General features: G+C 38.5%; 26 protein-coding genes. 13 read left to right on the forward strand and 13 right to left on the reverse strand.

Annotation, left to right across the window (positions count from 1 at the left end; translation table 11 throughout):
- Positions 1–72 precede the first annotated feature (72 nt).
- Entirely contained in the window at positions 73–798 is a 726-nt protein-coding gene (locus QME58_04950; protein ID MDI6803179.1) for an SdrD B-like domain-containing protein, read from the forward strand.
- A gap of 400 nt (positions 799–1,198) precedes the next feature.
- On the forward strand, positions 1,199–1,399 hold the full coding sequence (locus QME58_04955) for a DUF1670 domain-containing protein (protein MDI6803180.1): 201 nt from the start codon (positions 1,199–1,201) through the stop codon (positions 1,397–1,399).
- A 254-nt stretch (positions 1,400–1,653) separates the two neighbouring features.
- Here QME58_04955 and QME58_04960 read toward each other — a convergent pair whose 3' ends face one another.
- From QME58_04960 to QME58_04980, 5 genes are read right to left on the reverse strand one after another with little or no spacing between them, the layout of a single operon-like run.
- Entirely contained in the window at positions 1,654–1,992 is a 339-nt protein-coding gene (locus QME58_04960) for a cyclic nucleotide-binding domain-containing protein (protein MDI6803181.1), read from the reverse strand.
- Between the two features lies 1 nt (position 1,993).
- Positions 1,994–3,514, reverse strand: coding sequence for a leucyl aminopeptidase (locus tag QME58_04965; GenBank protein ID MDI6803182.1), 1,521 nt, complete (start codon positions 3,512–3,514; stop codon positions 1,994–1,996).
- A 46-nt stretch (positions 3,515–3,560) separates the two neighbouring features.
- Complete coding sequence (locus tag QME58_04970) at positions 3,561–4,547, reverse strand: bifunctional oligoribonuclease/PAP phosphatase NrnA (GenBank protein MDI6803183.1); 987 nt, start codon at positions 4,545–4,547, stop codon at positions 3,561–3,563.
- Between the two features lie 25 nt (positions 4,548–4,572).
- Positions 4,573–5,586 (reverse strand): 2-oxoacid:ferredoxin oxidoreductase subunit beta, encoded by a 1,014-nt coding sequence (locus tag QME58_04975; protein ID MDI6803184.1) that lies wholly within the window; start codon positions 5,584–5,586, stop codon positions 4,573–4,575.
- A 1-nt stretch (position 5,587) separates the two neighbouring features.
- Positions 5,588–7,423 carry a 2-oxoacid:acceptor oxidoreductase subunit alpha gene (locus QME58_04980; protein MDI6803185.1) on the reverse strand — a complete coding sequence of 612 codons (1,836 nt, stop codon included), beginning with the start codon at positions 7,421–7,423 and terminating at the stop codon, positions 5,588–5,590.
- 177 nt (positions 7,424–7,600) lie between these two features.
- Between QME58_04980 and typA the strand changes: the two genes are divergently transcribed.
- Positions 7,601–9,457 (forward strand): translational GTPase TypA, encoded by a 1,857-nt coding sequence (gene typA, locus QME58_04985; protein ID MDI6803186.1) that lies wholly within the window; start codon positions 7,601–7,603, stop codon positions 9,455–9,457.
- Between the two features lie 66 nt (positions 9,458–9,523).
- Here the strand turns inward: typA and rplI are convergent, their stop codons facing one another.
- The 8 genes from rplI to QME58_05025 all read right to left on the reverse strand — a co-directional run bounded on the left by rplI (position 9,524) and on the right by QME58_05025 (position 15,656).
- Positions 9,524–9,967, reverse strand: coding sequence for a 50S ribosomal protein L9 (gene rplI, locus QME58_04990; GenBank protein MDI6803187.1), 444 nt, complete (start codon positions 9,965–9,967; stop codon positions 9,524–9,526).
- 17 nt (positions 9,968–9,984) lie between these two features.
- The gene (rpsR, locus tag QME58_04995) at positions 9,985–10,242 is read right to left on the reverse strand and encodes a 30S ribosomal protein S18 (protein MDI6803188.1); all 258 of its coding nucleotides are present in this window, start codon (positions 10,240–10,242) and stop codon (positions 9,985–9,987) included.
- 1 nt (position 10,243) lies between these two features.
- Positions 10,244–10,720: a single-stranded DNA-binding protein gene (locus QME58_05000; GenBank protein MDI6803189.1), complete on the reverse strand. Its 477-nt coding sequence runs from the start codon at positions 10,718–10,720 to the stop codon at positions 10,244–10,246.
- Positions 10,721–10,768: 48 nt separating this feature from the next.
- A complete protein-coding gene (rpsF, locus tag QME58_05005) occupies positions 10,769–11,185 on the reverse strand; it encodes a 30S ribosomal protein S6 (GenBank protein ID MDI6803190.1) in 417 nt (138 codons plus the stop codon).
- 83 nt (positions 11,186–11,268) lie between these two features.
- Positions 11,269–13,401 carry a sodium-translocating pyrophosphatase gene (locus QME58_05010; GenBank protein ID MDI6803191.1) on the reverse strand — a complete coding sequence of 711 codons (2,133 nt, stop codon included), beginning with the start codon at positions 13,399–13,401 and terminating at the stop codon, positions 11,269–11,271.
- A 10-nt stretch (positions 13,402–13,411) separates the two neighbouring features.
- Positions 13,412–13,993: an aminoacyl-tRNA hydrolase gene (pth, locus tag QME58_05015; protein MDI6803192.1), complete on the reverse strand. Its 582-nt coding sequence runs from the start codon at positions 13,991–13,993 to the stop codon at positions 13,412–13,414.
- A gap of 41 nt (positions 13,994–14,034) precedes the next feature.
- Positions 14,035–14,685 carry a 50S ribosomal protein L25 gene (locus QME58_05020; GenBank protein ID MDI6803193.1) on the reverse strand — a complete coding sequence of 217 codons (651 nt, stop codon included), beginning with the start codon at positions 14,683–14,685 and terminating at the stop codon, positions 14,035–14,037.
- Between the two features lie 23 nt (positions 14,686–14,708).
- Entirely contained in the window at positions 14,709–15,656 is a 948-nt protein-coding gene (locus tag QME58_05025) for a ribose-phosphate pyrophosphokinase (protein MDI6803194.1), read from the reverse strand.
- A 247-nt stretch (positions 15,657–15,903) separates the two neighbouring features.
- Here QME58_05025 and QME58_05030 point away from each other — a divergent pair, with 247 nt between their 5' ends.
- The 10 genes from QME58_05030 (at position 15,904) to QME58_05075 (ending at position 25,341) form a co-directional block, all read left to right on the forward strand.
- Positions 15,904–16,563, forward strand: a complete 660-nt coding sequence (locus tag QME58_05030) for a hypothetical protein (GenBank protein ID MDI6803195.1) — start codon at positions 15,904–15,906, stop codon at positions 16,561–16,563.
- Between the two features lie 204 nt (positions 16,564–16,767).
- Complete coding sequence (locus tag QME58_05035) at positions 16,768–17,496, forward strand: prolyl oligopeptidase family serine peptidase (GenBank protein MDI6803196.1); 729 nt, start codon at positions 16,768–16,770, stop codon at positions 17,494–17,496.
- A 1-nt stretch (position 17,497) separates the two neighbouring features.
- Positions 17,498–18,052 carry a biotin transporter BioY gene (locus QME58_05040; protein ID MDI6803197.1) on the forward strand — a complete coding sequence of 185 codons (555 nt, stop codon included), beginning with the start codon at positions 17,498–17,500 and terminating at the stop codon, positions 18,050–18,052.
- Positions 18,053–18,104: 52 nt separating this feature from the next.
- Entirely contained in the window at positions 18,105–18,779 is a 675-nt protein-coding gene (gene cmk / locus QME58_05045; protein MDI6803198.1) for a (d)CMP kinase, read from the forward strand.
- Positions 18,769–19,668, forward strand: coding sequence for a 4-hydroxy-3-methylbut-2-enyl diphosphate reductase (locus QME58_05050; GenBank protein ID MDI6803199.1), 900 nt, complete (start codon positions 18,769–18,771; stop codon positions 19,666–19,668). Before cmk ends, QME58_05050 begins: the two co-directional genes overlap by 11 nt.
- Before the next feature lie 132 nt (positions 19,669–19,800).
- Entirely contained in the window at positions 19,801–21,648 is a 1,848-nt protein-coding gene (rpsA, locus tag QME58_05055) for a 30S ribosomal protein S1 (GenBank protein MDI6803200.1), read from the forward strand.
- Between the two features lie 77 nt (positions 21,649–21,725).
- The gene (mtaB, locus tag QME58_05060; GenBank protein ID MDI6803201.1) at positions 21,726–23,021 is read left to right on the forward strand and encodes a tRNA (N(6)-L-threonylcarbamoyladenosine(37)-C(2))-methylthiotransferase MtaB; all 1,296 of its coding nucleotides are present in this window, start codon (positions 21,726–21,728) and stop codon (positions 23,019–23,021) included.
- Complete coding sequence (locus QME58_05065) at positions 23,018–23,770, forward strand: hypothetical protein (GenBank protein MDI6803202.1); 753 nt, start codon at positions 23,018–23,020, stop codon at positions 23,768–23,770. The genes mtaB and QME58_05065 overlap by 4 nt, the downstream gene beginning before the upstream one ends.
- Before the next feature lie 6 nt (positions 23,771–23,776).
- The gene (gene truA, locus QME58_05070; protein MDI6803203.1) at positions 23,777–24,505 is read left to right on the forward strand and encodes a tRNA pseudouridine(38-40) synthase TruA; all 729 of its coding nucleotides are present in this window, start codon (positions 23,777–23,779) and stop codon (positions 24,503–24,505) included.
- 20 nt (positions 24,506–24,525) lie between these two features.
- Positions 24,526–25,341 (forward strand): M48 family metallopeptidase, encoded by an 816-nt coding sequence (locus tag QME58_05075; protein ID MDI6803204.1) that lies wholly within the window; start codon positions 24,526–24,528, stop codon positions 25,339–25,341.
- Positions 25,342–25,443 lie beyond the last annotated feature (102 nt).

The raw sequence follows: 25,443 nt of genomic DNA on the forward strand, positions 1-25,443 counted from the left end.
GTTTTTTTATGGCAAAGATAATAAATATTTACGTCATTTCATACTTAACTTAACAGTAGTTCCATTTGTGGTATGAAGTTCGGTGACTTGAACGGGAACGGCGTGAAAGATACAAACGAGAACGGACTTTTTGGCTGGGAGATACAATTGAATGACGGCGCCTATACAACAACGACTGATCCAAGCGGTAATTATTGCTTCACCGGACTTGGACCTGGAACTTACACTGTAACTGAAGTTCTGCAACCCGGATGGACTCAAACAACACCGCCACATCCACCAATTACATTAGCATGTTGTCAAACCGTTACGGGTATTGACTTTGGGAACCAATATACCATATCAATTCCAGTTTCTATCGGTTGGAACATAGTTTCTGTTCCTTTGACAGTTGACGATTATAGAAAAATAATACTATTTCCTACTGCAGTTTCAAATGCTTTTGCCTATGTTGGGAATTATGTAGTTAAAGATACTCTTGAGAATGGTTTTGGATACTGGCTAAAGTTTGGGAATGCTCAAAACATTCAACTTACTGGCTTACCTTTGATAACAGATACAATTGATGTAACAACAGGTTGGAACCTAATTGGCTCAATTTCGCAGACGATTTCTGCCGCATCAATACAGCCAATAGGAACGACAATTATTTCACCATTATTTGGTTACAATAATGGATATTTTATTACAGATAGTATTGAACCAGGCAAAGGATATTGGGTAAAAGTAAGTTCAGCAGGGAAACTCGTACTTTCGTCAACATTATTGGTTTCGGGAAAGGAGTCGATGTCAAAGTAAGTAGTTGACACTTAAAAAGTCGTTTTTAGCGCTGGATAAGACTTTGATGGTACAAAAAGCACTCTTAAGACGTAATAGAAAATTGACAAAAAATATTTAAACATCTCTTTCCACTTCCTCTTCATCCGTTTGAAATTGTATGCTGCAGATACAAGCAATACGTTGGTCTCATCACCAGCAATGTGACGGTAAAAGTTTCTACCAAGACGGTGATTATTTTTCAAATGACTAATACCAGCTTCAATCGATGATCGTCTGCGATGAGCTGCTCAAAGTTTTACTTTGCCGTAATACGTTGTTGCTTTTTTCTTCGGTGTGATTACTTCCGTTTCTCCAATTTTATCAACACCCCAGTATCCTAAATCTGTCCGTCTTAAGCGGACCTTGCGTGGTTCGTTTGTTGAAAAGTGCGAAAGCTCAAGGTGGTCTGTTGAGTGGAGCAGATTTGAGTGTGTTGATGAGTCGCAGCCTTAGTTCGATTCGGAAATATTTAGATGCGTATCAGCATAAGACCGGAGAGATACTTCCGTTGAAAGGTTATGTATTAGATCAAGGAAGTGTGCCGACACAGCAATTGGTTTTGATCGAGCGGCAGATATAGAGATAGGTCGCTGGACTGGAAACTCAATGGGTTGGTAGTGCTGCAATTAAAAGTGGAAGTGATCCTCTTGGTGCAAATCAGGTACCTTCTGGTGATCCCAGAGCAAGGAAAGCAGATGAAAGTGATTTTGCTCAAACAAAAACCGAAAGCCAGATTAGTCCTCGTTTAGGGATAGCGTTTCCTATAACCGACAAAACTGTATTCCATATTAATTACGGAAAATTTTTCCAACAATCCAATCTTACAGATTTATATTATGGAACAAAATTCATAGAATTTAAAGCTCTAAATGGTTCTCCGGCAATTTCTTTACGCCCCTCATCGTCAATGAGCGAAAGCTCGCCGAATATTTCCCCGGGACCTAAGACATCGAGTATTATTTCACGTCCGTCTTCATGAAGTCTTGAGATTTTTACATGTCCTTCTTTTAAAAAAAATATATTTGTAGATGGTTGTTCAGGGAAGTATATCGGATGGCTTTTCTTGAAATTATTCATTGCGACCATTTTCTCGATCTTTTGCATTTCTTCGTCAGATAACCTTTCACAGAGATTGAAATTCTTTAGGTACCAAAATTTAGTCTTTTCTGACATATTAGGTCTTCCAATTTCTGAAGAACTCAGTTAGAAGTCTTACTCCAACACCCGAACCACATTTTGGAATGTAGTGACTTCCTTCGTCCATAATTGCGGTGCCGGCAATATCAAGATGCGCCCATCTATATTCTTTTTTGTTTTTAGTGGAAATGAATTTCTTGAGAAACATTGCTGCAGTTATTGTTCCTGCACCCCGGTTGCCGATATTTTTTACATCTGCGACATCACTCTTAATTTGTTTTTCGTACTCTTCAAACAATGGAAGCTGCCAAACTCGTTCGTATGTCTTTTCACCAGCGACTTTCAGTTTGGAGATTAATGCGTCATCATTACCGAGAACGGCAGTGGCATGATGCCCAAGTGCAACAACCACAGCTCCTGTTAGTGTTGCAAGGTCAATTACACATTTCGGTTTAAATGAATGAGCATAAGCGAGTGCATCAGCTAATATCAATCTTCCTTCAGCGTCGGTGTTATCGACTTCCGATGTTTTGCCGCCGTAGTGTGAAATGATGTCGCCCGGTTTCATTGCCGAACCGCTCGGCATATTCTCAGTTGCGGGTATCAAGCCAACAAGATGGATTGGGAGTTTTAATCGTGATGCTGTCTCTATTGTCCCAATAACTGCCGCAGCGCCGCTCATATCCATTTTCATCTCGGACATATTAGCCGAAGGTTTTATAGAAATTCCCCCCGAGTCGAATGTGATTCCTTTGCCTACCAAAACAACTGTATCGAGTTCCTTGTTGTTAGAATTATAATCCAAAATAATAAAGCGGGGAGGACGAGTGCTGCCGGAACTTACACCCATCAGACCTCCAAATCCTTCTTGTTTAATTTTTTTTTCGTTCCAAATCGAACATTTAAAGCCATATTTTTCTGATGATTCTTTTGCGGCTTGAGCGAGTGTTTCGGGGTAAATTTCAGAAGCTGGTGCATTAACAAGGTTACGAGCGAGTATTACTCCATCACATACTATTCTTGCTAATTTGGCGCCTTTAGAAATTAATTTCGATTTCGCTTCATCGTCGGCAAATATCGTTATCTCAGAAATATTATTGTGTTCTTCCTTTTTAAATGTAATGTATTTATCGAACTTGTATTGAGAAAGAATTGATCCTTCAACAATAGACTGAACAGTATCTTCAACAGTTCCGCTGAACCCACTAGGAAGATGGGGAAACATAATGGCAATGTGTTTGGCTTTCATCGATTTTGCTTTATTAGCTGCGGCTGCGGATGCTCTGCGAAATGTTTCAAGTGTTGTCTTACCTTGTTTTCCAACACCGACTAATATCAAACGTGGTGAAGCGATTATATTATCGGTGTAAGCAAAAGCAGTTGTTTCTTGTTTACTCTTGAAATTTTCAAGGTTTATGATTCTATCAATTTCTTTTGGGAGAATTTTTTTCAGATTTGATATTTGTTCACCGAAAATATTTTTATCCTGATAAATAAATACAGCAACAGCGTCAGCTTTTATTGTTTTTAAGTTTGATTTTAATGTTGAAGTTTTCATATTGTAACCCTGTGTTTAAAAAATTGTAAAAATAGAACACGGATATTCAGTGGTCAATATAATTTTTGGATTTCTCAATAACTTCTTTAACCATATCGTTAAGCTTCACACCAAACAATCTCGCTCCAGCCGCATTCTTGTGTCCACCGCCCCCGAATTCTTTGGCTAATTCGTTTACGGGAATATCTCCCTTTGAGCGGAAACTGATTTTTATACCATCATCCAACTCGTTAAATAATAAACCAATTTGTACTCCTTCGATGCTCATCGGATAGTTTGTAAAATTATCTGTTTCAACTTCGGTTGTTCCGGTTGCATCAAACATTTTTTGTGTGCATACGATGTAAGCAAGTTTGCCGTCGTATTCAGTTTTAGCGGTGTCGAGAACTTCACCTAATAATCGCATCCTCCCGAGTGTCCAACTTTCGTAAACTTTCGAATATACTTCAGTCGGGTCAACGCCGAAATGTAAAAGATGTGCTATGATTTGGTGGGTTTCGATATCTGTTCTCGGAAAGCGAAACGAACCGGTGTCAGTCATAATCGCTGTGTATAACGGATGGGCGATTTCGTAATCTATTATGTCGCTATCCATCGAAAGTAAAAATTTGTATAGAATTTCAGCGGTGGAAGTGGCTTCTGCATCTATCAGATAATAATCCGCAAAATCGCCGGCTTCAAGATGGTGGTCGATTATAACTTTGATTGCTTTGCTTTGCAGAACATATTGTTCCAGACTTCGAAGTCGGTCGGATTGATTAGTATCAACTACGAATATTACATCTGTATTGAGTATGATATCTTTGTGTAGATTGGAATTAAATTTTAGAATTTCATTTTTTCTATCTAAGAATTCATAAAATTTTGGAGTTTCATTATGATTAAGTATCGTGGCTGATTTACCGATCTTTCGGAGGAAGTGAGCGAGAGCGAGTTCGCAGCCGAGACTATCGCCATCGGGATTTACGTGTGAAGTGATTACGAAGTGATGATACAGCTTGATTATATCTGCTATTTTTTGAATCTCGTGCATAAAAGTTGGATTAGTATTTTATAGATTACTTAACTTCCCAGGTTTCGCCGCGGTTGAAAAGTTTTTCCAAATCACCGATACCTTTTTTTGTTGTAATATCATCAATCTGATTTTGCATCAATTGTTCATAAGTCGATTTTTCAACTGCATATACAACTCCGACCGGTCGTGGTAAATTCTGTATCCCCGACATCCCGGCAAGTATGAATGCTAACATCGGATCTTTTTCGTCGTGAAGAATCAAATCACTGGTGGTATATTTACCATCTATAAGGGATACGACTTCAGGTGTAAAACCATTTAAGCGGATTCCTTTATCTTTATTCTTTCCGAAAATTAGTGGCTTCCCGTTTTCGAGAACAACAACATTATCATCTTTTGAATCTTTTTCAGTCCACAACTCAAAAGCACCGTCGTTGAACACATTACAGTTCTGATAAATCTCAACGAAAGCCGTTCCGTTATGTGCAGCGGCTCGCTTGATTACGGTTTGCATGTGTTTGGGATCGCGATCGAGAGTACGTGAGACAAAGGTTGCCTGAGCACCCAGTGCCAACGATAACGGATTAAACGGGTGGTCGATATTTCCAAATGGAGTCGATTTTGTAACTTGCCCTTGCAGCGAGGTAGGTGAGAATTGCCCTTTCGTTAATCCATAAATTTGATTGTTGAAGAGAAGAATTTTTAAACCGGTATTCCTACGGCAAGCATGTATGAAATGATTCCCGCCGATGCTCATACCATCGCCGTCGCCGGTTGCTACCCAAACCGATAAATCGGGATGTGCTATTTTTAATCCCGATGCAATCGCAGCAGCTCTGCCGTGTATTCCGTGAAATCCGTAGGTGATCATATAGTAGGGAAAACGACTCGAGCATCCGATACCAGAAACAAAAACAGTTTTCTCTTTAGGAATTCCTAAATCAGGAAATACCCGCTGCGTTTGCGCCAGAATCGAATAATCGCCGCAGCCCGGGCACCATCGAACATCCTGATCCGATTGAAAATCTTTTGTTGTATATATTGGTATTGTATTCATATTATCCTCTTTTAATCATTTCATCAATTTTATTTTCAATCTCGACAGCACTGAATGGTAAGCCGCGTACTAAATTAAAACCGACAGCATCCACTAAATATTTATCGCGTAGAATTTTTATCAACTGACCGAGATTAATTTCAGGGACAAGTATTTGTTTGAAGTTTTTCAAAATCTCCCCGATGTTTTTTTGCAAAGGATTTATATATTTCAAATGCAGGTGCGAAACTGATAATCCTTCGTTACGTTTGGTTTCTACTGCATTGTGAACAGCACCGTAAGTACTGCCCCAACTTACAACTAATAAGTCGCCGGATTCATCGCCCACAAGTTTAGCGGGTGGGATATCGTTTGTAATGTTGTTAATTTTTTCTGCACGAGTTGTTATCATCAAATGATGATTGTCGGGGTCATAACTAATATTACCGGTGATGTTTTCTTTCTCAAGTCCGCCGATACGATGTTCGAGTCCGGGTGTGCCTGGAATCGCCCACATCCGCGCTAATGTTTGAGGATCGCGTTTGTAAGGTGCGAATCCTTCAAGGTTTGTTACAAAGGTGGGAGATAGATCGGGAAGTTCAGAAATTCTTGGAATCAACCATGGCTCGGCACCGTTTGCGATATAACCATCCGTGAGAACAATTACAGGAGTCATATACTTTAATGCGATTCGTGCAGCCTCGAAGGTTGTGTCGAAACAATCGGTCGGTGAACAGGCAGCGAATACAGGAATGGGTGCTTCACCGTTTCTACCGTAAACTGCTTGGAGTAGGTCGGCTTGTTCGGTTTTGGTTGGAAGTCCGGTACTCGGCCCGCCTCGCTGCACATCAATAATTATTAAAGGCAACTCTAACATCACAGCTAAACCCATTGCTTCAGTTTTAAGAGCCAAACCAGGTCCACTGGTATTTGTAGCACCGAGCGCCCCACCGTATGAAGCGCCGATAGCGCTTGTTATTCCGGCAATTTCGTCTTCAGCTTGAAAAGTTTTAACACCGTAATTTTTGTACTTTGATAATTCTTGTAATATCTCACTTGCGGGTGTAATTGGATATGAGCCGAGAAATAATTCGAGGTTTGCGCGTTTAGCCGCTGCCATCAAACCCCAGGCAGTAGCCTCGTTGCCTGTTATACTCCGGTAACGACCCGGAGGGAGTTGTGCAGGTGCAACTTCAAAACGGACTGTAAATATTTCTGTCGTCTCGCCGTAAGCGTGCCCGGCTTTGAGAACGCGAGTATTAGCCTCGATGATATCTTCTTTGCCTGCAAATTTTTCTTTTATCCATTTCAAAGTTGGTTCCATTGGACGATTGTACATCCAATATGTAAGCCCAAGAGCGAAAAAGTTTTTCGTCCGGTCCACAATTTTGGGCGATAAGTTCAAATCCTTGAGTGCATTTTGAGTTAGCTTTGAAATCTCAACGGAATAAACTTGATACCTACCTAATGAATCGTTTTGGAGTGGATTTGATTCGTAAGCGGCAAGACGTAAATTTTTTTCGTTAAAATTATCGGCGTTAGCAATAATGCTGCCCCCTTCTCGAAGTTTTTTCAGATAAACTTTTAGAGCTGCAGGATTCATAACTACTAAGCAATCCGATTGGTCGCCGGGAGTTCTGATTTCGGTAGCCCCGAAATTAATTTGGAAGCTGCTAACACCGGCAAGCGAGCCGGCGGGGGCACGGATTTCGGCGGGATAATCGGGCATTGTAGCTAAATCGTTCCCGACAAAAGCTGTTGCTGTTGTAAATTGTCCGCCCGTTAGCTGCATACCATCTCCCGAATCGCCGGCAAAGCGTATTGTTACTTCATCTATGTTTTTTGTTATTTTTGCCATTTTATTTTCCTATTCAATTTTTAGTAAAAATATAAGAAGATGCTGCTACTAATACAACTACTTTTTATTCTCGACAAATTTTCGTATCTTAAATCGCATTTAAATGAATAACTTGCCTCAGGTTTTATGCTTGAGGCATTTTTATTCTAAATTTGACACAAAGAAGCCAATTAATTTATGAATAAAACTGAAAACATACGCAACATAGCCATTATTGCCCACGTTGACCATGGCAAGACAACTCTTGTCGATCACATGCTCAGGCAAACCGGGATTTTTCGCGAGAACCAGGAAGTTGTGAAGCGGGTAATGGACTCGAACGAGCTTGAGCGTGAAAAAGGAATCACAATACTTGCAAAAAATACTGCTGTAAAATACAAACATCTCGATGCAAACGGAAATCCGAAGGTAGTGAAAATAAACATCATCGACACACCGGGGCATTCCGATTTTGCGGGTGAGGTTGAACGAACTTTGAAAATGGTGAATGGTGTGTTGCTGCTTGTTGATGCTGCTGAAGGTCCGTTACCGGGAACTAAGTTTGTTTTAAAAAAATCTCTTGAGCTTAATTTGCAACCGATTGTTGTGATTAATAAGATTGATAGAAAAGATGCACGGGCACATCAAGTGCTTGATGAAATTTTCGACCTATTTCTATCGCTCGGGGCGCACGATCACCAACTGGATTTTCCAACAATTTATTGCATCGCTAAATTGGGAATTGCTAAGAGTGAGTTAGAAGAAAAAAGCACTGACTTAGTTCCATTGTTCGAAGCGATAGTTAATAAAATTCCACCTCCGCCTTCAGATGATGTGTCGCCGTTTCAGATGTTAGTTACAACAATTGATTATAGCGATTACCTTGGTCGATTAGGAATCGGACGGGTTGACAGGGGAACAATTAAACTTGGTTCGCCTATGAAAATAATTCATCGCGATGGGGGAATTGAAGATGCGCGCGTAACAAAAATTTATACCTTCGAGGGGTTGAAACGCATCGAAGTTCAAGAAGCATCGGCAGGCGACATTATTGCCCTTGCCGGAATGGAAGATGTTGATATAGGCGAAACAATCGCCGATGCTGCCGACCCTACTCCGTTGCAGTTTGTCAGTATCGAAGAGCCAACCCTTTCGATGAACATTGTTGTGAACAATTCGCCATTTGCCGGGCTCGAAGGTAAGTTTGTTACAACTCGACACATTAACGAAAGGTTAATTCGTGAATTGAGGTCAAATGTTAGTATGCGAGTCGAGCTAACCGAACAACCCGATACATTTAAAATAAGCGGTCGAGGTGAGTTGCATCTTGCTATACTAATCGAAACTATGAGGCGCGAAGGATATGAGTTTCAAGTATCGGCTCCTGAAGTTATTTATAAACGTATTGATGATGTGCTTTGTGAACCGATGGAACATGTAATTGTGGACGTTCCTGATGAGTTCGTAGGAAAGGTAATTGAGAATCTTGGTTCGAGGCGTGGAACTATGAAAAATATGATTCAAGTACAGGGAAACACACGGCTCGAGTTCGTGGTACCAGCACGCGGGTTGCTTGGTTTCCGAACAGAATTTATGACTGAAACGAAAGGTACAGGAATTCTGCATCATAATTTTCACGGATACGAACCGCACAAAGGTAATGTAACTACACGACATAAAGGTGCGGTAGTTCAGCTCGAAGATGGACTTGCTACCGGATACGCAATGTTTAAATTACAGGAACGTATCACTTTTTTTATTGAACCGGGAACTAGAGTGTATAAAGGTATGGTTGTGGGCGAGAATTCCCGCGAAGAAGATTTGATTGTAAATATCTGTAAGATGAAGCAACTAACGAATATGCGTGCCAGTGGAGCTGATGATGCAATCCGGTTAGAACCTCCGCGGATTCATTCGCTTGAGCAAGCGATTGAATGGATAGGGAACGATGAATACATAGAGGTTACACCGAAATCACTGCGTATGCGAAAAAAATATCTCGACCACAACGAACGTTCGAGGATGGAGAAGAAAGCTATAGTAGTAGTTGAATAATAAAAAACCCCGTTTCTAACACGGGGTTTTTTATTACATATTGACGGAAAGGGAATTTGAACTTAATTATTCCCTAACTACCCAAACTTTTAATTTCGCTGTAACTTTTGTGTGAAGTTTTACAGGGACTGTATAAATACCAAGAGCTTTAATAGGTTCTTCAAGTTCAATAATGCGTTTATCTATGATTAGTCCTTGTTCCTGCAACGCATCGCTAATCGATTGTGATGTAACCGAACCGAAAAGTTTTTCATCTTCACCCACATTTGCCTTGATCGTTACCGAAATATTTTCAATTTTCGAACCAAGTTTTTGTGCGTTGAGTTCTTCCTTCTGTTCTCTGTATGCGTGTTGTTTTTTCTCTTCTTCAAGAGCTTTCATATTTCCTTTTGTAGCTGCATAGGCAATACCGTGAGGAATCAAATAGTTACGGGCAAATCCACCTTTTACATCAACTGCATCACCGATGTTACCTAAGTTTTCGAAGTTACGTCTCAATATTATTTTCATTTTTATTTTCCTTCTCTTTATCGAATTGTATCGCCAACAAATGGCAGTAGTGCCAAGTGTCGTGCTCTTTTAATTGCAACCACCAATTGTCTCTGGTGTTTTGAACAGGTTCCTGTAATCCGTTTAGGAATAATTTTACCCTGTTCGTTTAAAAACCTCTGAATCTTTTTCTCATCTTTATAGTCGATGTAAATTTCTTTAATATCACAAAATTTACAAGTCCTTTTTTTACGTAATTGATTTGTCTCTAATTTTTTAAGTTCTACTCGTCTCATTTTATTGTTCCTTTAATAGTTTTGATTCTTCATTCGTTAGAAATTTATCGAAAGAATCATCTTCAAAAATATCCAGGCATTCATTGTTTTCTGAAGTGCTTCCGTTAAGTGTTTCGGCTTCAAAATTTTTCCCGAATTTATTTAGAAATTGAATTCTTCGTGCTTTAATCTCAATGATTGGTCGTACGGTCGATTCGTCGATTTTTACATTTCGGCTTTGAAGTTCACCATCGACAAACACTGCGTTTCCTTTTTTTAGTCGGTTGATACAGCTTTCAGCAAGCTTGTTCCATGCTACAATTCCTACGAAACAAACTTCCTCTTGCCAATTACTTTCGCTGTCGCGGTAACGCCGATTGGCAGCTATCGCAAAATTAACAACCGGAGTATTGTTCGATGTTTTTCTGAATACCGGGTCTCTTGTTAAATTGCCCACTATCATCACATTGTTGAGTTCAGGTAGTTTTATATCTGCCAAGGCAAAACCCCTCCGTACTAATCATTTAATAAGTTATACATATTTATATCAACTGATTTTTTCTTCATCGTCAAAGAGTGGTTCTTTGTCGGGTAGTACAATTGTATCGAGTATGTCCTCGATGTCGGGTACAGGGATTGGAAGTTGTCGTTGAGCTTTCAATGCCCTTTTATCAAGTTGAATGGTTAAATAACGAATTATATTTTCATCGAGTTTGTAGAATTTTTCTATTTGTTGAATAGCAGTTCCAGGTGCTATAAATTCGATGAAGGCATAGTAGCCATTGTTTTTTTTCTTAATAGGATAAACGAGTCGTTTCCGACCCCATTTATTTATGGCAGTAATTTCGCCGCCGTAGCGATTAATTTGTTCCTGCACCTTTTCGATGATTCCATCAATTACCGGATCGTCTAAAGATGCATTCACGATGAATGTTGTTTCGTAATTGCGTTTTGTTTTTTCCATTTTTTGCCCTTTGGACAGTTATTGTTATTTGTTAAATCTGGCTCGTCCCATAAATTTTGGGACGAGCAGGGTTGAGTTAAATTTTATCTAAGAAGCAGTGGTGCGATAACCAGTGAAACCACCGACATCAATTTTATTAAAATATTCATTGAAGGTCCGGATGTATCTTTGAAAGGATCTCCTACAGTATCGCCAACAATAGTGGCTTTGTGAGCTTCTGAGCCTTTCTTTTCTCCCGGAATTTCACCTTTTTCGATTGCTTTCTTTGCATTGTCCCAAGCTCCACCTGCATTTGCCATCATTAATGCGAGTAAAACACCCGTTACTGTAGCACCTGCGAGCATTCCACCTAAAGCAGCAGGTCCGATTAGAAAACCGACTAACACTGGAGCTACGACTGCGGTAACACCCGGTAAAATCATTTCACGAAGAGCGGCTGAAGTTGAAATATCAACGCAGCGTGCGGTATCTGGTTTAGCATTTGGATCGCCAGCTAATAATCCTGGAATTTCACGGAACTGTCTGCGGATTTCGTCCACCATTTTTCCGGCAGCTTTTCCGACGGAAGTCATTGTTAATGCCGCTATAAAGAAGGGGAGTACACCACCTATGAAAAGTCCGATTACAACAGTTGGCTCAGTAATCATAATTTGCAACGGGTTTTCGTTGTGTGATATTAAAAAATCATACATTTTCCATTGCCCAATTAATTCTTCCCCAGCTCCTTTCATTTCTACAAGTTTAGTAACAATAGTTGCATTCACGGCTTGAGAGAAAGCAGCAAATAAAGCAAGGGCTGTTAGTGCTGCGGAGCCAATAGCAAATCCTTTTCCGATAGCAGCAGTAGTGTTGCCGAGGGCGTCAAGTCCGTCGGTAATTTTCCGAACATCAGGTCCTAATCCCGACATTTCCGATATACCGCCCGCGTTGTCGGCGATTGGTCCGTAAGCATCAACCGACATTGTAATACCAACAGTTGCTAACATTCCGACAGCAGCAATTCCGATTCCGTAAAGTCCGGCAACTTCGTTTGAAACAAATATCGCGACACAAATTGCGAGAACCGGTAAGGCTACCGATTCCAAACCGACTGCTAATCCGTGAATGATGTTTGTTGCCGCACCGGTTTTACTTGCTTCGCCTATTCGTTTGACAGGTGTTGATGATGTGTAATATTCGGTTATAAGTCCGATAAAAATTCCGCCAACCGTTCCGAAGAATATCGCCCAGAAGACATTGTTGTTCACATGAAATACTTGTGTAATGTATAAACTACCGAGTAAAAATATGCCGGCAGCAATGAATGTAGAATATCGCAAAGCAGCAGCAGGTGAGAATTGTTTTAGAATGCGCATCGAACCGATACCTATAAATGATGCAAGTAAACCTATGGCAGCAAGAACTATCGGAAGAGCCATTAAAATACCTTTGATGTCGAAATCGGTTACCGTGGGAACAGCTTTTAATAAATTTAAACCTTCAGGAAGCAAAGTAGCGGCGATAGCAATAGTTGCAACAATAGAACCGACATAAGATTCGAAAATGTCAGCTCCCATACCTGCTACGTCGCCAACGTTATCGCCAACGAGGTCTGCAATAACACCGGGGTTGCGAGGGTCATCTTCAGGAATACCGGCTTCTACTTTACCGACTAAATCAGAGCCTACATCAGCAGCTTTTGTGTAAATACCGCCACCTACGCGTGCAAAAAGAGCAATCGAACTTGCTCCCATAGCAAAACCATTTATAACATTTGCAGTTTCAGGGCTTCCAAAGAAGTAGAAGGAGATTCCAACGCCGATTAAACCGAGACTTGCAACACTAACACCCATAACAGCACCACCGTTGAAGGCGACTAATAAGGCAGAACCTTGCCCCTTTTCTTTCGCCGCTTGTGCAGTTCTTACGTTTGCTTTTGTTGCAGCGGTCATACCGAAGAAACCCGCGAGTATCGAACAAGTTGCACCGCTAATAAAAGCAGTAGCTGTTTGCCAACTTAAAAAGATACCCAATAAAAGAAATACAATTAGTACAAAGAAGAGTAATACATAGTATTCTCGTTTTAAAAAAGCCATTGCACCGATTTGAATTTGGGAAGCGATGCTTCTCATTTTTTCATTTCCGGCTGGTTGGCGTTTGATCGATAGGTAAATTACTAATGCTACAATTAAACCTAAAAATCCAAGAACGATAGATAAATTTGATAGTAAAGCCATAAGAATAATTTTACTCCGTTTTTTTTGTGTTATATTTGTTCATAGCAGAAGCGATGCCATCGCTCAAAAATGTGAGCGACGCATTCCGTGCCTTCGTAATCATTTCGTCAACAATCGGTTTTTCATTTTCTTCGAAAGTGGAAAGCACATATTGCGCTTTTTCTGTTTTTACACGAGGCATAGTAACTCCAGCGATTCCACATCGTAAACGTGGAAAGTTTTGCTTTTGGATATGATGAATTATTGAAAACAACCCATTGTGTCCACCGTCGTTTCCCCTTTGTCTCAAACGGAGTGTTCCGAGTGGAATTTCAAAGTCATCGCACACTACCAAAATATTTTCAGGAACTGCTTTGAATCGTTCAATTAAATCAACGATTGCCAAACCGCTGTTGTTCATGTAAGTAATCGGTTTTACTAATCCTACTTTTTTTCCTTGATAGGTAGTAAAACTGATGAAATACTCACCACGTCCTGCGAATAGTTTTGTGTTCAACCTCTCGCATAAAGTATCAATAACGCGGAAACCAACATTATGTCGAGTACCTTCGTATTCTGGGCCAGGATTTCCTAATCCTATAATGAAATACACTTAATTTAAATCTATAAATTAGTTAATGAAAAATAAATTATTTAATCAGCAGCTTCTTCTTCACCCTCGGCTGCTTTTTTACCTTTGCCAACTACTTCTGGTTCTGCAGCTGCTTCTACTGCGACCTCGGCAACTACTTTTTCAACAAGTGGTGGAAGGATGGCAATGATGGTGTTATTTTCATTATCAAGAACCACAAAATTTTCCACTTTCAGATCTTTTATGTGAACCGACTGATTGATCAGAAGTTCTTCAGCGTTTATTGCGATGTGTTGAGGAATGTGTTCTGGTAAACAAGAAATTTTTACTTTATGTATAATATGTTGTAAAATTCCACCTTCGCGAACACCTTTGGGGATTCCTCCGATAATGACGACCGGAATATCCAATGTTAATTTTTCATCAGCTCTAACTCCCTGCAAATCCACGTGGAGTGGTTTTTCGGTTACAGGGTCAAGCTGTACATCTTTAAGGATGCATCGCTTTTCAGTGCCATCACTTAATTTAAGATTGATTAGGTTTGTCTCTGATGAATGTATAAGTTTCAAAAGACTTTTTTCCGGTAGGGCAACTGTTAAATTATTCTCGCCGTGTATGTAATAAATTCCTGGAATTTTTCCTTCACGTCGTAGTGCACCGGGTTTTTTTCCCTTTAATTCCCTTAATTCAGCATGTAAAATTACTTCTGCCATTCTTTTTTTCCTTTAATGATTAATTATCCTTTGTAAATATCAAATAACGAGCTTATCGACTGATTTTTATAACATCGTTTTATTGCTTCTGCAAATAAACGATCAGCAGATAAGCATTGAATTTTATCCAATTTCGTGGAATTTTGTGTAAAAGCGACTGAATTTGTAATATATAATCTTTTAATTTCCGATTCTTGAATTTTCTTTGCTGCATCACCCGATAATATCGGATGAGTGCAAGCGCCATAAATATCTTTTGCACCAGCTTCTTTTAATGCTCGTACTGCATTAATAAACGTTCCACCGGTATCTATTAGATCATCTACAATCAGAATATTTCGATTTACAGCAGTCCCGATAATATTCATGACTTCAACTTGATTCGCTTTAGGCCTACGTTTGTCAATCAGTATGAGTTCAGCGTCTAAACGTTTGGCATACGAACGGGCTAATTTTATACTTCCAACATCGGGCGAAACTACCGCCAAGTTTGGAATTTTATGTTGCTTAAAGTACGGTGCAAATATTGCCGATGAATACAAGTGATCAACGGGGATATCAAAAAAACCTTGTATTTGAGCAGCATGTAAATCCATAGTGATTACACGATCGGCGCCTGCTGTAGTTAGTAAATTTGCTACGAGCTTTGCTGTGATAGATACTCGAGGTTGATCTTTCCTGTCCTGTCGAGCATACCCAAAATAAGGAATAACTACTGTAACTCTTTTTGCAGAAGCTCTCTTTGCGGCATCTAACATTATCAACAATTCCATCAAATTGTCTGATGGTGGATTTGTCGATTGAATAATAAAAACATCTGACCCACGTATATTTTCAGTATATTTGACCCAAATTTCGCCATCACTGAAATTTACAATCTGACATTTCCCTAAAGGAATGCCGAGCCTCTTGCTGATTGCCCGAGCTAACTGCGGATTCGATCTACCTGAAAATAATTGAAGATCCGGCATAAAATTATATTCGTTTTGTTAATTATTTGGGTAAAGTTACTGAAACCCGTATAAATTTTGATAAATTTGAGTTTTAATATACATAAATCTTTAGAATTTAGCAAGGCTATTTTTTTTACTCCTAAAAGTTGAAGTTTTAATAAATCGTATGAGTTTAGCTACACATTACTGCTAATCTGTGTAGTTTCTAAAATTGACAAATTTTATTATATTGGTTTTATTTTTATTCAGAGAAAGGGCTTTTGAAGTGAAAATTATTACACAATCCAAAGAGCAAAGGCGCAATATTTTATTTGTGGTTCTGTTAACATGGTTACCGGTAGTTGTATTCCTTGGCTTAATCATTGCAATAAGTCTAAAATTAGAGAGACCCATAACTTTCTTTTTTCAGGATTTTTTCGTCATTACTAATAGTCCAATCTATACAGGTTTTGTCTCGAACATCGGAATAATTTTCTGGTCAGTAACGGCGGGTATTTTATTTTTTATCTCTGTAGTTTGTTATCAATTCCGCGCCAGCAGGCAAGTGCAATGGTTTTACACTCTTGCCGGTGTTATAACTGTTATTATGCTTTTCGATGATTTTTTCTTATTCCATGAAATTATATACCCTCGTTTCTTTAATATACATTCGGGTACAGTATATATCATTTATGGAGTTCTAGGTATTATTTATCTTATTGTTTTCCGGAAAAACATTTTAGCGAGCAATTTCCTGGTTTTGTTTTTTGCTTTTCTGTTTTTCTTCATTTCGATCGTATTTGACGAATTACGAGAGCGGTGGCTCTTTGATCCTTATTGGATTGTATGCGAAGATGGGTTTAAGTTGCTGGGAATCGTCAATTGGCTAACGTATTATTTCATAACATCATTTCAGTCGATCAAGGAGTTAGTCCAAACGAAGTGATTTGAATTATTAGATTATTTCCTTATATTTTCACAAAATTATTGAGCGTTGAATAACATCTCAAAAATTATTACAAAAGAAATTGAATTTCGAAATAGTTCAAACGATATTTTTAAATGTGATTTTCGTGTTTCCGATAATTATTTCAGAAATAATAAAAAGTTCTTTCAAAATATTCCTTGTGTTATCGTCTGTCCCGGTTTTATGGCTTTTAAAGATTGGGGATATTTTCCTTACATCGGCGAAAAATTGGCGCAGGCAAATTATTGTTCGATTGTTCTGAATTATTCCCATAATGGTGTTGAAGAACGACGGAATCGTATAACGAACCTCGAAATGTTTGCTGCCAACACTGTTTCGCTGGAGCTAGTCGACATTCGGAATGTGATAGATTCAATTACTGATGGCAATTTGGAAGAGTTTTGTATCGACACGGAGAATATTTTTTTATTAGGTCATTCACGTGGTGGCGCTAATGCCTTGTTAATAGCTTCATCGGATAATAGAATTAAAAAGTTGGTAACTTGGGCAAGTATAGCTTATTACGATCGTTGGACAGCGCATCAAAAGAACAATTGGCGACAGTCAGGATTTTTATCGCTCTCGAAAGAAACTGAATCGCATCCGATTCGAATGAAAATCGATTATCTTGAAGACCTCGAAAAAAATAAAGACAAATTTGATTTGTATAAAGCAGCAAGTCGAATAAATATTCCTTGGCTAATCGTCCATGGCACAGAAGATCTGATCGCCAAAATTTCGGAAGCCGAAAAGTTATTTGATTTATCAGCAGACGCACAAACACAACTTGTTAAAATTCCAAAAGTAGGACACCTTTTTGGCACCGAGGTACCTACTAATGAAAATAATAATTCACTAAATAATATTTTACAATTGACTATTAACTGGTTACATAATATATCAAGGAGATAAAATGCAAATTTCAAAATCATTAACTATTCAACCTCATTTCATTTTACGATACGGTTTAACCGTTCAAGCCATGTTGGTTTTCGCATTCGTGGCGCTAACTGCAGTTGGAGCGTGGGTCGAAATTCCCACTCAACCTGTTCCATTTACACTTCAAACATTTTTTGTTCTGCTTTCGGGTGTTGTACTTGGCGCTCGGAACGCATTTTTCAGTCAGCTAATTTATTTATCTCTCGGTGTAATGGGATTGCCTTTGTTTGCCGGTTTTAGTTTTGGTTTTGCTAAATTAATCGGACCTACCGGTGGATATCTGTTGAGTTTTCCGATCGCAGCTTTTGTTACAGGATATTTAGTTACACTAAATGGCAAGTATGTGTGGACAATTATTTCCGTTACAGTAGGTATGTTATTAATTTTCAGTTTCGGAACTGTTTACTTAAACTTTGTATTTTTAAACGATATTGCTAAATCGTTGATGAGTGGTTTCTTAATTTTTTCATTGTGGGATGCCATTAAAATTTTTGCTGTCGCTTCAATATATCATCAATTAAGGAAATAATACTTTTGCTTAAGAACAGAAAATTAAGTATATTTTTCAAAAATTGAAGCGAATAGTAATAGCAATAGACGGACCCGCTGCCTCCGGGAAATCAACAACAGCTAAATTTACTGCCGAAAGGCTAAATTACATTCATGTTGATACCGGGGCAATGTATCGGGCAGTTACACTGAAAATTATAAAAGATAATATCGATCCGGAAGATGAAGCATCGGTTTATAATGCAATTAGCGATTGTAAAATTGAGTTTGAACGAAAAAACGAAGTAACGAAAGTTTTATTAAACGGAAAAGATGTAACTGAAACTATACGGAACAAAGAAGTAACCTCTGCTGTTAGTGCAATTAGCAGTTATAAGCGCGTAAGAGATTTAATGGTAACGCAACAACGGAGAATGTGCACAGACGGTGGAGTTGTTCTTGAAGGTCGCGATATTGGTACCGTTGTAGTTCCGAATGCCGATTTAAAAATATTTATGATTGCCTGTATTGAAGAAAGAGCAAGACGTCGGCAAAAAGAGTTGGCTGAAAAAGGAACTACTGCTGATTTTGAAGTTTTGATTAAAGATATCAATGAGCGCGACGCGAAAGATTCAAATCGCACCGAAAGCCCGTTAAAAAAAGCTGACGATGGAATAATATTGGATACTTCGAACTTAACGATAAATCAGCAAGTGGATTTTATCGTGAATAAAGCTTTAGAAATAATTAAGAAAATTGATAGTTAGTATAGATAAAAATTCAGGATTTTGCTGGGGCGTTGTTCGTACAATAAACATAGCTGAAGACGAATTAAATAAATCGAACAAGTTGTACTGTTTAGGTGAGATAATTCACAATCCCTCTGAAATTTCCCGCTTAAGCAAATTAGGATTGGTAACTATTACTCGTGATGATTTTCACAAAATCGAAAATTCTACAGTTTTAATACGTGCACATGGTGAACCACCCGAAACTTACGAGTTAGCCAAGAAATTCAACATAACACTGATAGATGCAACTTGTCCGGTAGTTACAAAGGTACAAGAACGGATCCGAAATTATGATGCATTGGGTTACCAATTAATTATTTTTGGAAAAAAGAACCACGCCGAAGTAATCGGATTGTTAGGGCAAATAAATGGTAAAGGTATTGTAATTGGATCGCTCGTTGAAATCGATTCAGTAGATTGTAATAAGAATACAGTTCTGTTTTCGCAGACAACGATGGATAAGACTACGTTCTATAAGATTCGCGATGAGTTAAAAAAGCGGATTAATGAATTGGTAGTAGATTCCATTGAAGACGAGGCTGTTCAATTTGTTGCGAAAGATACTATTTGCGGACAAGTATCCGGGCGTGAAAATAAACTTCGGGAATTTGCTAAACAAAACGATGTTGTTATTTTCGTAGCCGGCAAATCGAGTTCAAACGGTAAAGTGCTTTACACGATTTGTAAAAACGCAAACGAACATTCGTACTTTGTAGAAGATGAAAACGAAATCAATCTCGACTGGTTCGTGGATGCAAAAACAGTTGGTGTCAGCGGTGCTACATCGACACCGCAATGGTTGATGCAGCGAATTAAGAACTATATTGAAAACTTAAAAAATAAAAATTTATCAAGCCATCATTAAATAAACAAAAATAATAACTAAAAATAATTTTTCTTGATGCGTGTGCTCACTTTTTCCTGATGGCGGATAAAGATCACAGGCATATAAGAACGTCTGTTTAAAAAAAAAACAGAAAAAACCTTAGGAGGTTTAATGTTAGAAGAAACAACTGTACCATCTGCAACTGATTCAGCAGCGTCGATTCAGGATGCAGAGAAAAAAACAATTCCGAGAATAAGTCATGACCATGCTTATTTATTAAATAAAATTATGGAGGCAGAATACGGCGAAGAGGAGACCAGCCAACTTACGAGTTTGTATGAAGCAACTTTTGGTAAAGTTTCTGCAAATCAACTTGTTAAAGGTAAAATTGTTGCAATCGGCGAAAATGAAGTATCGATAGATATTGGATTCAAATCGGAAGGCAGCGTCCCAATCGGAGAATTTTCAAATATCGACGAACTCAAAGTTGGCGATGAGATCGAAGTATTCCTTGAAAGCGTAGAAAATAAAGATGGTCAGCTTGTTTTGTCACGTAAGCGTGCCGACTTTATGCGAGTTTGGGAAAAGGTTACTACAGTACACGAAACCGGCGAAATTATCCAAGGCAAAATTTTGCGACGCATAAAAGGTGGGCTCGTTGTTGATGTTTGGGGAATCGAAGCCTTCCTTCCCGGATCTCAAATTGATGTAAAACCGATCCGCGACTTCGATCAATTTATTGATAAAACAATGGATTTAAAAATTGTTAAAGTAAATAACACAGCAGAAAACATTGTAGTAAGCCACAAGGTTCTCGTTGAAGAAGAAATGGCAGATCAGAGAAATGCTATACTTGGTTCAATTGAAAAGGGACAAATACTTGAAGGTACAGTAAAAGCAATTGCTGATTTTGGTGTGTTCGTTGATCTGGGCGGCGTGGATGGTTTAATTCACATCACTGATTTATCGTGGGGCAGAATAAATCACCCGACTGAAGTTGTAAAGCTCGATCAACTAATCAACGTCGTTGTAACTGAATATGATCCTGATAAGAAACGGATCTCGCTCGGTCTTAAACAACTTGCCGCTCATCCTTGGGAAAATATCGAAGAGAAATATCCTGTAGGAATGAAAATTAACGGTAAAATTGTTTCCCTCACCGATTATGGAGCGTTTGTGGAAATTGAGAAGGGAATAGAAGGACTAATTCATATTTCAGAAATGAGTTGGACTCAACACATCAAACATCCTTCTCAAGTTGTATCTATGGGGCAAATGGTAGATGCAATTATTTTGAGTCTTGATAAAGAAAATAAAAAGATTTCACTTGGAATTAAACAATTAGAACCGGATCCTTGGTATAATCTACTTCAAAAATATCCTGTAGGTTCAAAGCACCGGGGTGTTGTTCGTAACCTAACCAACTTCGGTGTCTTCGTTGAACTCGAACAAGGTGTCGATGGTTTAATTCACATTTCCGATTTGTCGTGGACAAAGAAAATTCGTCATCCAGGCGAAGTTGTAAAGAAAAACCAATCTATCGATGTTGTAATTCTCGGTGTTGATGTTGAACAACGAAGGATATCATTAGGACATAAACAAATCATGGATAACCCGTGGGACGCTTTCGAAACAGCTTATAAAGTTGGTGTCGAAATTGATGGAACACTTACACGAATTATCGAAAAAGGTGTTATCGTTGAATTACCTCTCGGTGTCGAGGGATTTGTTCCAGCATCTCAACTCGCAACTATACAAGTGAAAAATATTGCTGATACTTTTAAAGTTGGCGATGTATTGAACTTGAAAGTAATTGAGTTCGATAAAGACGCAAAGAAAATTGTGCTTTCCGTAATCGAATTTTTACGCGGCAAAGAACAAAAAGTAGTCGACGAGTACGTTGGTGAACACAAATTACCTCCTATGACGATAAAAGATTTCGTGAAAGCTCCACAGCCTTCCGAAATTGCTTCATTCGAGGAATTAGGTAACGCTCCGGCACCTGATGAAATTCAGTAGTCATTTATTTTCATTAATGTTAAAAGAGTTGGCTCGTAAGGGGTCAACTCTTTTTTGTATTTAACAAAACGTAATTTATGAAGCTTGTAGCATTCCATACTTTAGGTTGCAAACTAAATTTTGCTGAAACTTCAACCATTGGCAGACAGTTTATTGAGAACGGATTTACTGTATCTCAATTTGCAGACAAAGTCGATGTTTATGTAATCAATACGTGCAGCGTATCTCAAAGGGCAGATAGAGAATGCAAAAAAATTATTAGAAGTGCAGTTAGAAGATCTCCGGATGCCTTCATAATAGTAACGGGTTGCTATGCTCAATTGCGTCCAGAAGAGGTGGCATCAATTGCAGGAGTCGATTTGGTTTTAGGTACACAGGAAAAATTTAATCTGTTCACTCACTGCAATTCTTTTAAAAAGAATAACCCGGCTCAAGTGTTTGTTTCCGAAATTAAAAATGCAAACGACTTTGGCCTTGCTTATTCGGGTGAAGCTGATGAAAGGACACGTGCATTTTTAAAAGTACAGGACGGGTGCGATTTCCAATGTTCATATTGCACAATTCCCCTCGCACGTGGGTCTAGCCGAAGCCAGGCAATTGAAACTTTTGTATCACAAGCCCGGTGGTTAGCCGAAAAAGGATATAAAGAAATTGTTCTATCAGGAGTTAATGTCGGTGATTTTGGTAAAGCAAGTGGAACAAATTTATTGCAGTTACTCAAAGAGCTTGTAGGGGTTGATGGAATCGAGCGAATCAGAGTCAGTTCAATCGAACCAAATTTATTGACTGAGGAATTAGTCAATTTTATTTTAGAGTCGGATAAGTTGTGTAATCATCTTCACATTCCCTTGCAAAGCGGTTCGAACGAAGTTTTACGTTTAATGAGGCGCCGGCACACGAGAGAAGATTTTAAAAAACTAATTACATATATCAAATCGATAGATAATACGGCAGGCGTCGGTTCGGATATAATAGTTGGTTTCCCGGGCGAAACGGATGAACTTTTCGACGAAACATATAATTTTCTGCTTGATTTACCCCTTTCGTATATGCATGTGTTCACATATTCTGAACGCCCTAATACTCCGGCTGCTTCTTATCCAAATTCCATTCAACCAAAGTCGCGCTTTTACAGAAACGAAAAACTTCGTATCTTAAGTACGAAAAAGCGTTTCGAATTTTACTCACAATTTGTAGGTAAAAGATTAGGGGTATTATACGAAACCAACATTAAAAACGGTTTTCTATCCGGTTTCTCAACAAATTATATTCGGGTAAAAACTACAGCGACTGAAAATCTTTTTAATAGGATTGTACCGACGCTAATTAAAAATGTAAATAAAGATTATTGTGAAGGAGATGTAATCGTATGAAAAAAATAATTTGTGTCTTCATGTTCTTCTTCGGTGTGCAGGCGGTTATCACACAGCCATTATCTAATTCAGATAACGGTCATAAAAATATTGTAGACTTTTTCAATCAGTCAATCGAACTTGAATCCCGAAACGCTTCAGTATTTTCTGCTTATAGCGCTTCTCAAAAAAAATCTGTACCACTTGCTGTTGCTCTCTCGCTGGTACTTCCCGGAATGGGCGAGCTATATACCGGTGATTACAGCAGAGGGAAATATCTGACATCTGCCGAAGGATTTCTTTGGTTGACATTTACTTCCGTGCAATTATATGGGACATGGTTGAAAAACGATGCACGACTTTTTGCAGTTACTAATGCCGGTGTAAATTTAGATGGAAAGGACGATAAATTTTTTGTAAATATCGGGAATTATTCTGATATATATTGGTACAACGAAAGAAAATTGCAGGACAGAGAAGAAGATCAATTATACGATCCTAATTCAAATTATTATTGGCAATGGAATAACGAAGCGAGCAGACAAAAATATCGCTATATTCGAATCAAAAGTGATGAAGTATTTAACAGTCGGCAGTTTATTGTGGGTGCAATTTTAGCAAATCATATCGTCAGCGCAATAAACGCCGGGATGTTAGCCAGTAAATATAACAAGCAGTCCGGCGTTACAAATAATTTCCAGATTAACAGCAAATTACGTGTTAATGCTAATCATCCGGAATTTGTGTTTACGATTTCAAAATTGTTTTGATTGAACGTGCGAAATATTAAACTACTTATTGAATACGACGGAACCGATTTTGTGGGGTGGCAACGACAACCGAACGGAAGAAGTGTTCAAGAAGTTATCGAAAAAGTGCTCGCAAATCTTTTACAAGAGGAAGTAAATGTGGTCGGTTCAGGAAGAACCGACAGTGGTGTGCATGCGCGTGGTCAGGTTGCTAACTTTCGCTGTAACTCAAAAATGAATGTCGGTCAATTACAAAAAAGTCTTTCGGCACTGTTACCTGAAGATGTTTGCATAGATGCGGCAGCAGATGTGGATTTCGATTTCCATGCTCGCTATGCAGCCAAGTCGCGTGAATATTCCTATTTGATAACAACAAAATCTTCTGCATTACGAAGAAGATATTCGTGGTTTGTAAAGTACAAAATTGACAACACAATTTTGAATGAATGCGCAAATTTGATTTTGGGAATTCATGACTTTGAAGGTTTTTGTAAATTAGATGCGGGTAATGAACATTATTTGAGTAATGTGTTTCGTTCGGAATGGAAAAGTGAAAGTACCAATTTGATTTATGAGATCGAAGCAAACAGATTTTTATATGGAATGGTGCGTGGTTTAGTTGGAACGATGGTGGACGTAGCACGTGGCTATCGCGATTTAGACGATTTTAGAAGAGTATTAAATGAAAAAGCAAGAGCGAAAGCGGGCACATTGGCACCGCCTCATGGCTTAACACTCGTGAATGTAAGATATTAAAATTAAATTAGGAGAAACCAATGAAAAAATATTTTGTTTATTCTATACTTACAATTTGGTTAGCCAGCTTCAGTTTTATGTGTGCAAGTTTGGCTTTCAATATATTTTCGGATCAGGACGATGTTAAATTAGGGCAACAGCTTGATGGGGAAATTAAAAGCAAACCTCAGGAATATCCCTTACTTCAAAACCGAAATGATGTTAAGAGTTACGTTGAACAGGTAGGACAAAAAATTTTAAATTCACCGCATGTTAAAAAACGTGGATTGTATGCTTATAGTTTCGAAATTGTACATGACGATAATACAATTAATGCTTTTGCAACACCGGGGGGATATATTTATGTTTATACAGGGCTGTTAAAATTTTTAGATAACGAAGCAACGCTTGCCGGTATAATTGGACACGAAATTGCCCATGCTGAACGACGTCATGCTACTCAACGATTAACTAAGTATTATGGTGCAAGTATGTTGGTTTCAGTCATTTTAGGTGAATCGCCTTCACAATTAGCTGAAATTGCAGCAAACATGTTTACGGGTCTGGCATTTTTAGCAAACAGCCGTTCGGATGAAACTGAATCGGATGATTATTCGATCAGGTATTTAAAAGACACCGAGTATTATCCGGGTGCGATAAAATATTTCTTCGACAAAATTCAGGCAACAAAAGGAGAACGTGGCGGAAGTATCGAGAGGTTGTTATCGACACACCCACTGCCTCAGGATCGAGTCGATTTTGTTAACAAAGAGATGAATAAAATAGGCGATCCACAGCCAACTGAAAGTAATATTTTTGCGGATCGTTATCAGGCATTCAAAGCTACTTTACCTTAACGTTTGATTATATATTTTCTTTCTCGTAAATTATGTTTGAAAAATAAGTAGAACAACTCGAAAGATTTAATTGAATTATTTGTTACCAATTTCGTTTTTTAT

The sequence above is a fragment of the Bacteroidota bacterium genome (assembly GCA_030017895.1).
Classification (GTDB): domain Bacteria; phylum Bacteroidota; class Ignavibacteria; order UBA10030; family BY39; genus JASEGV01.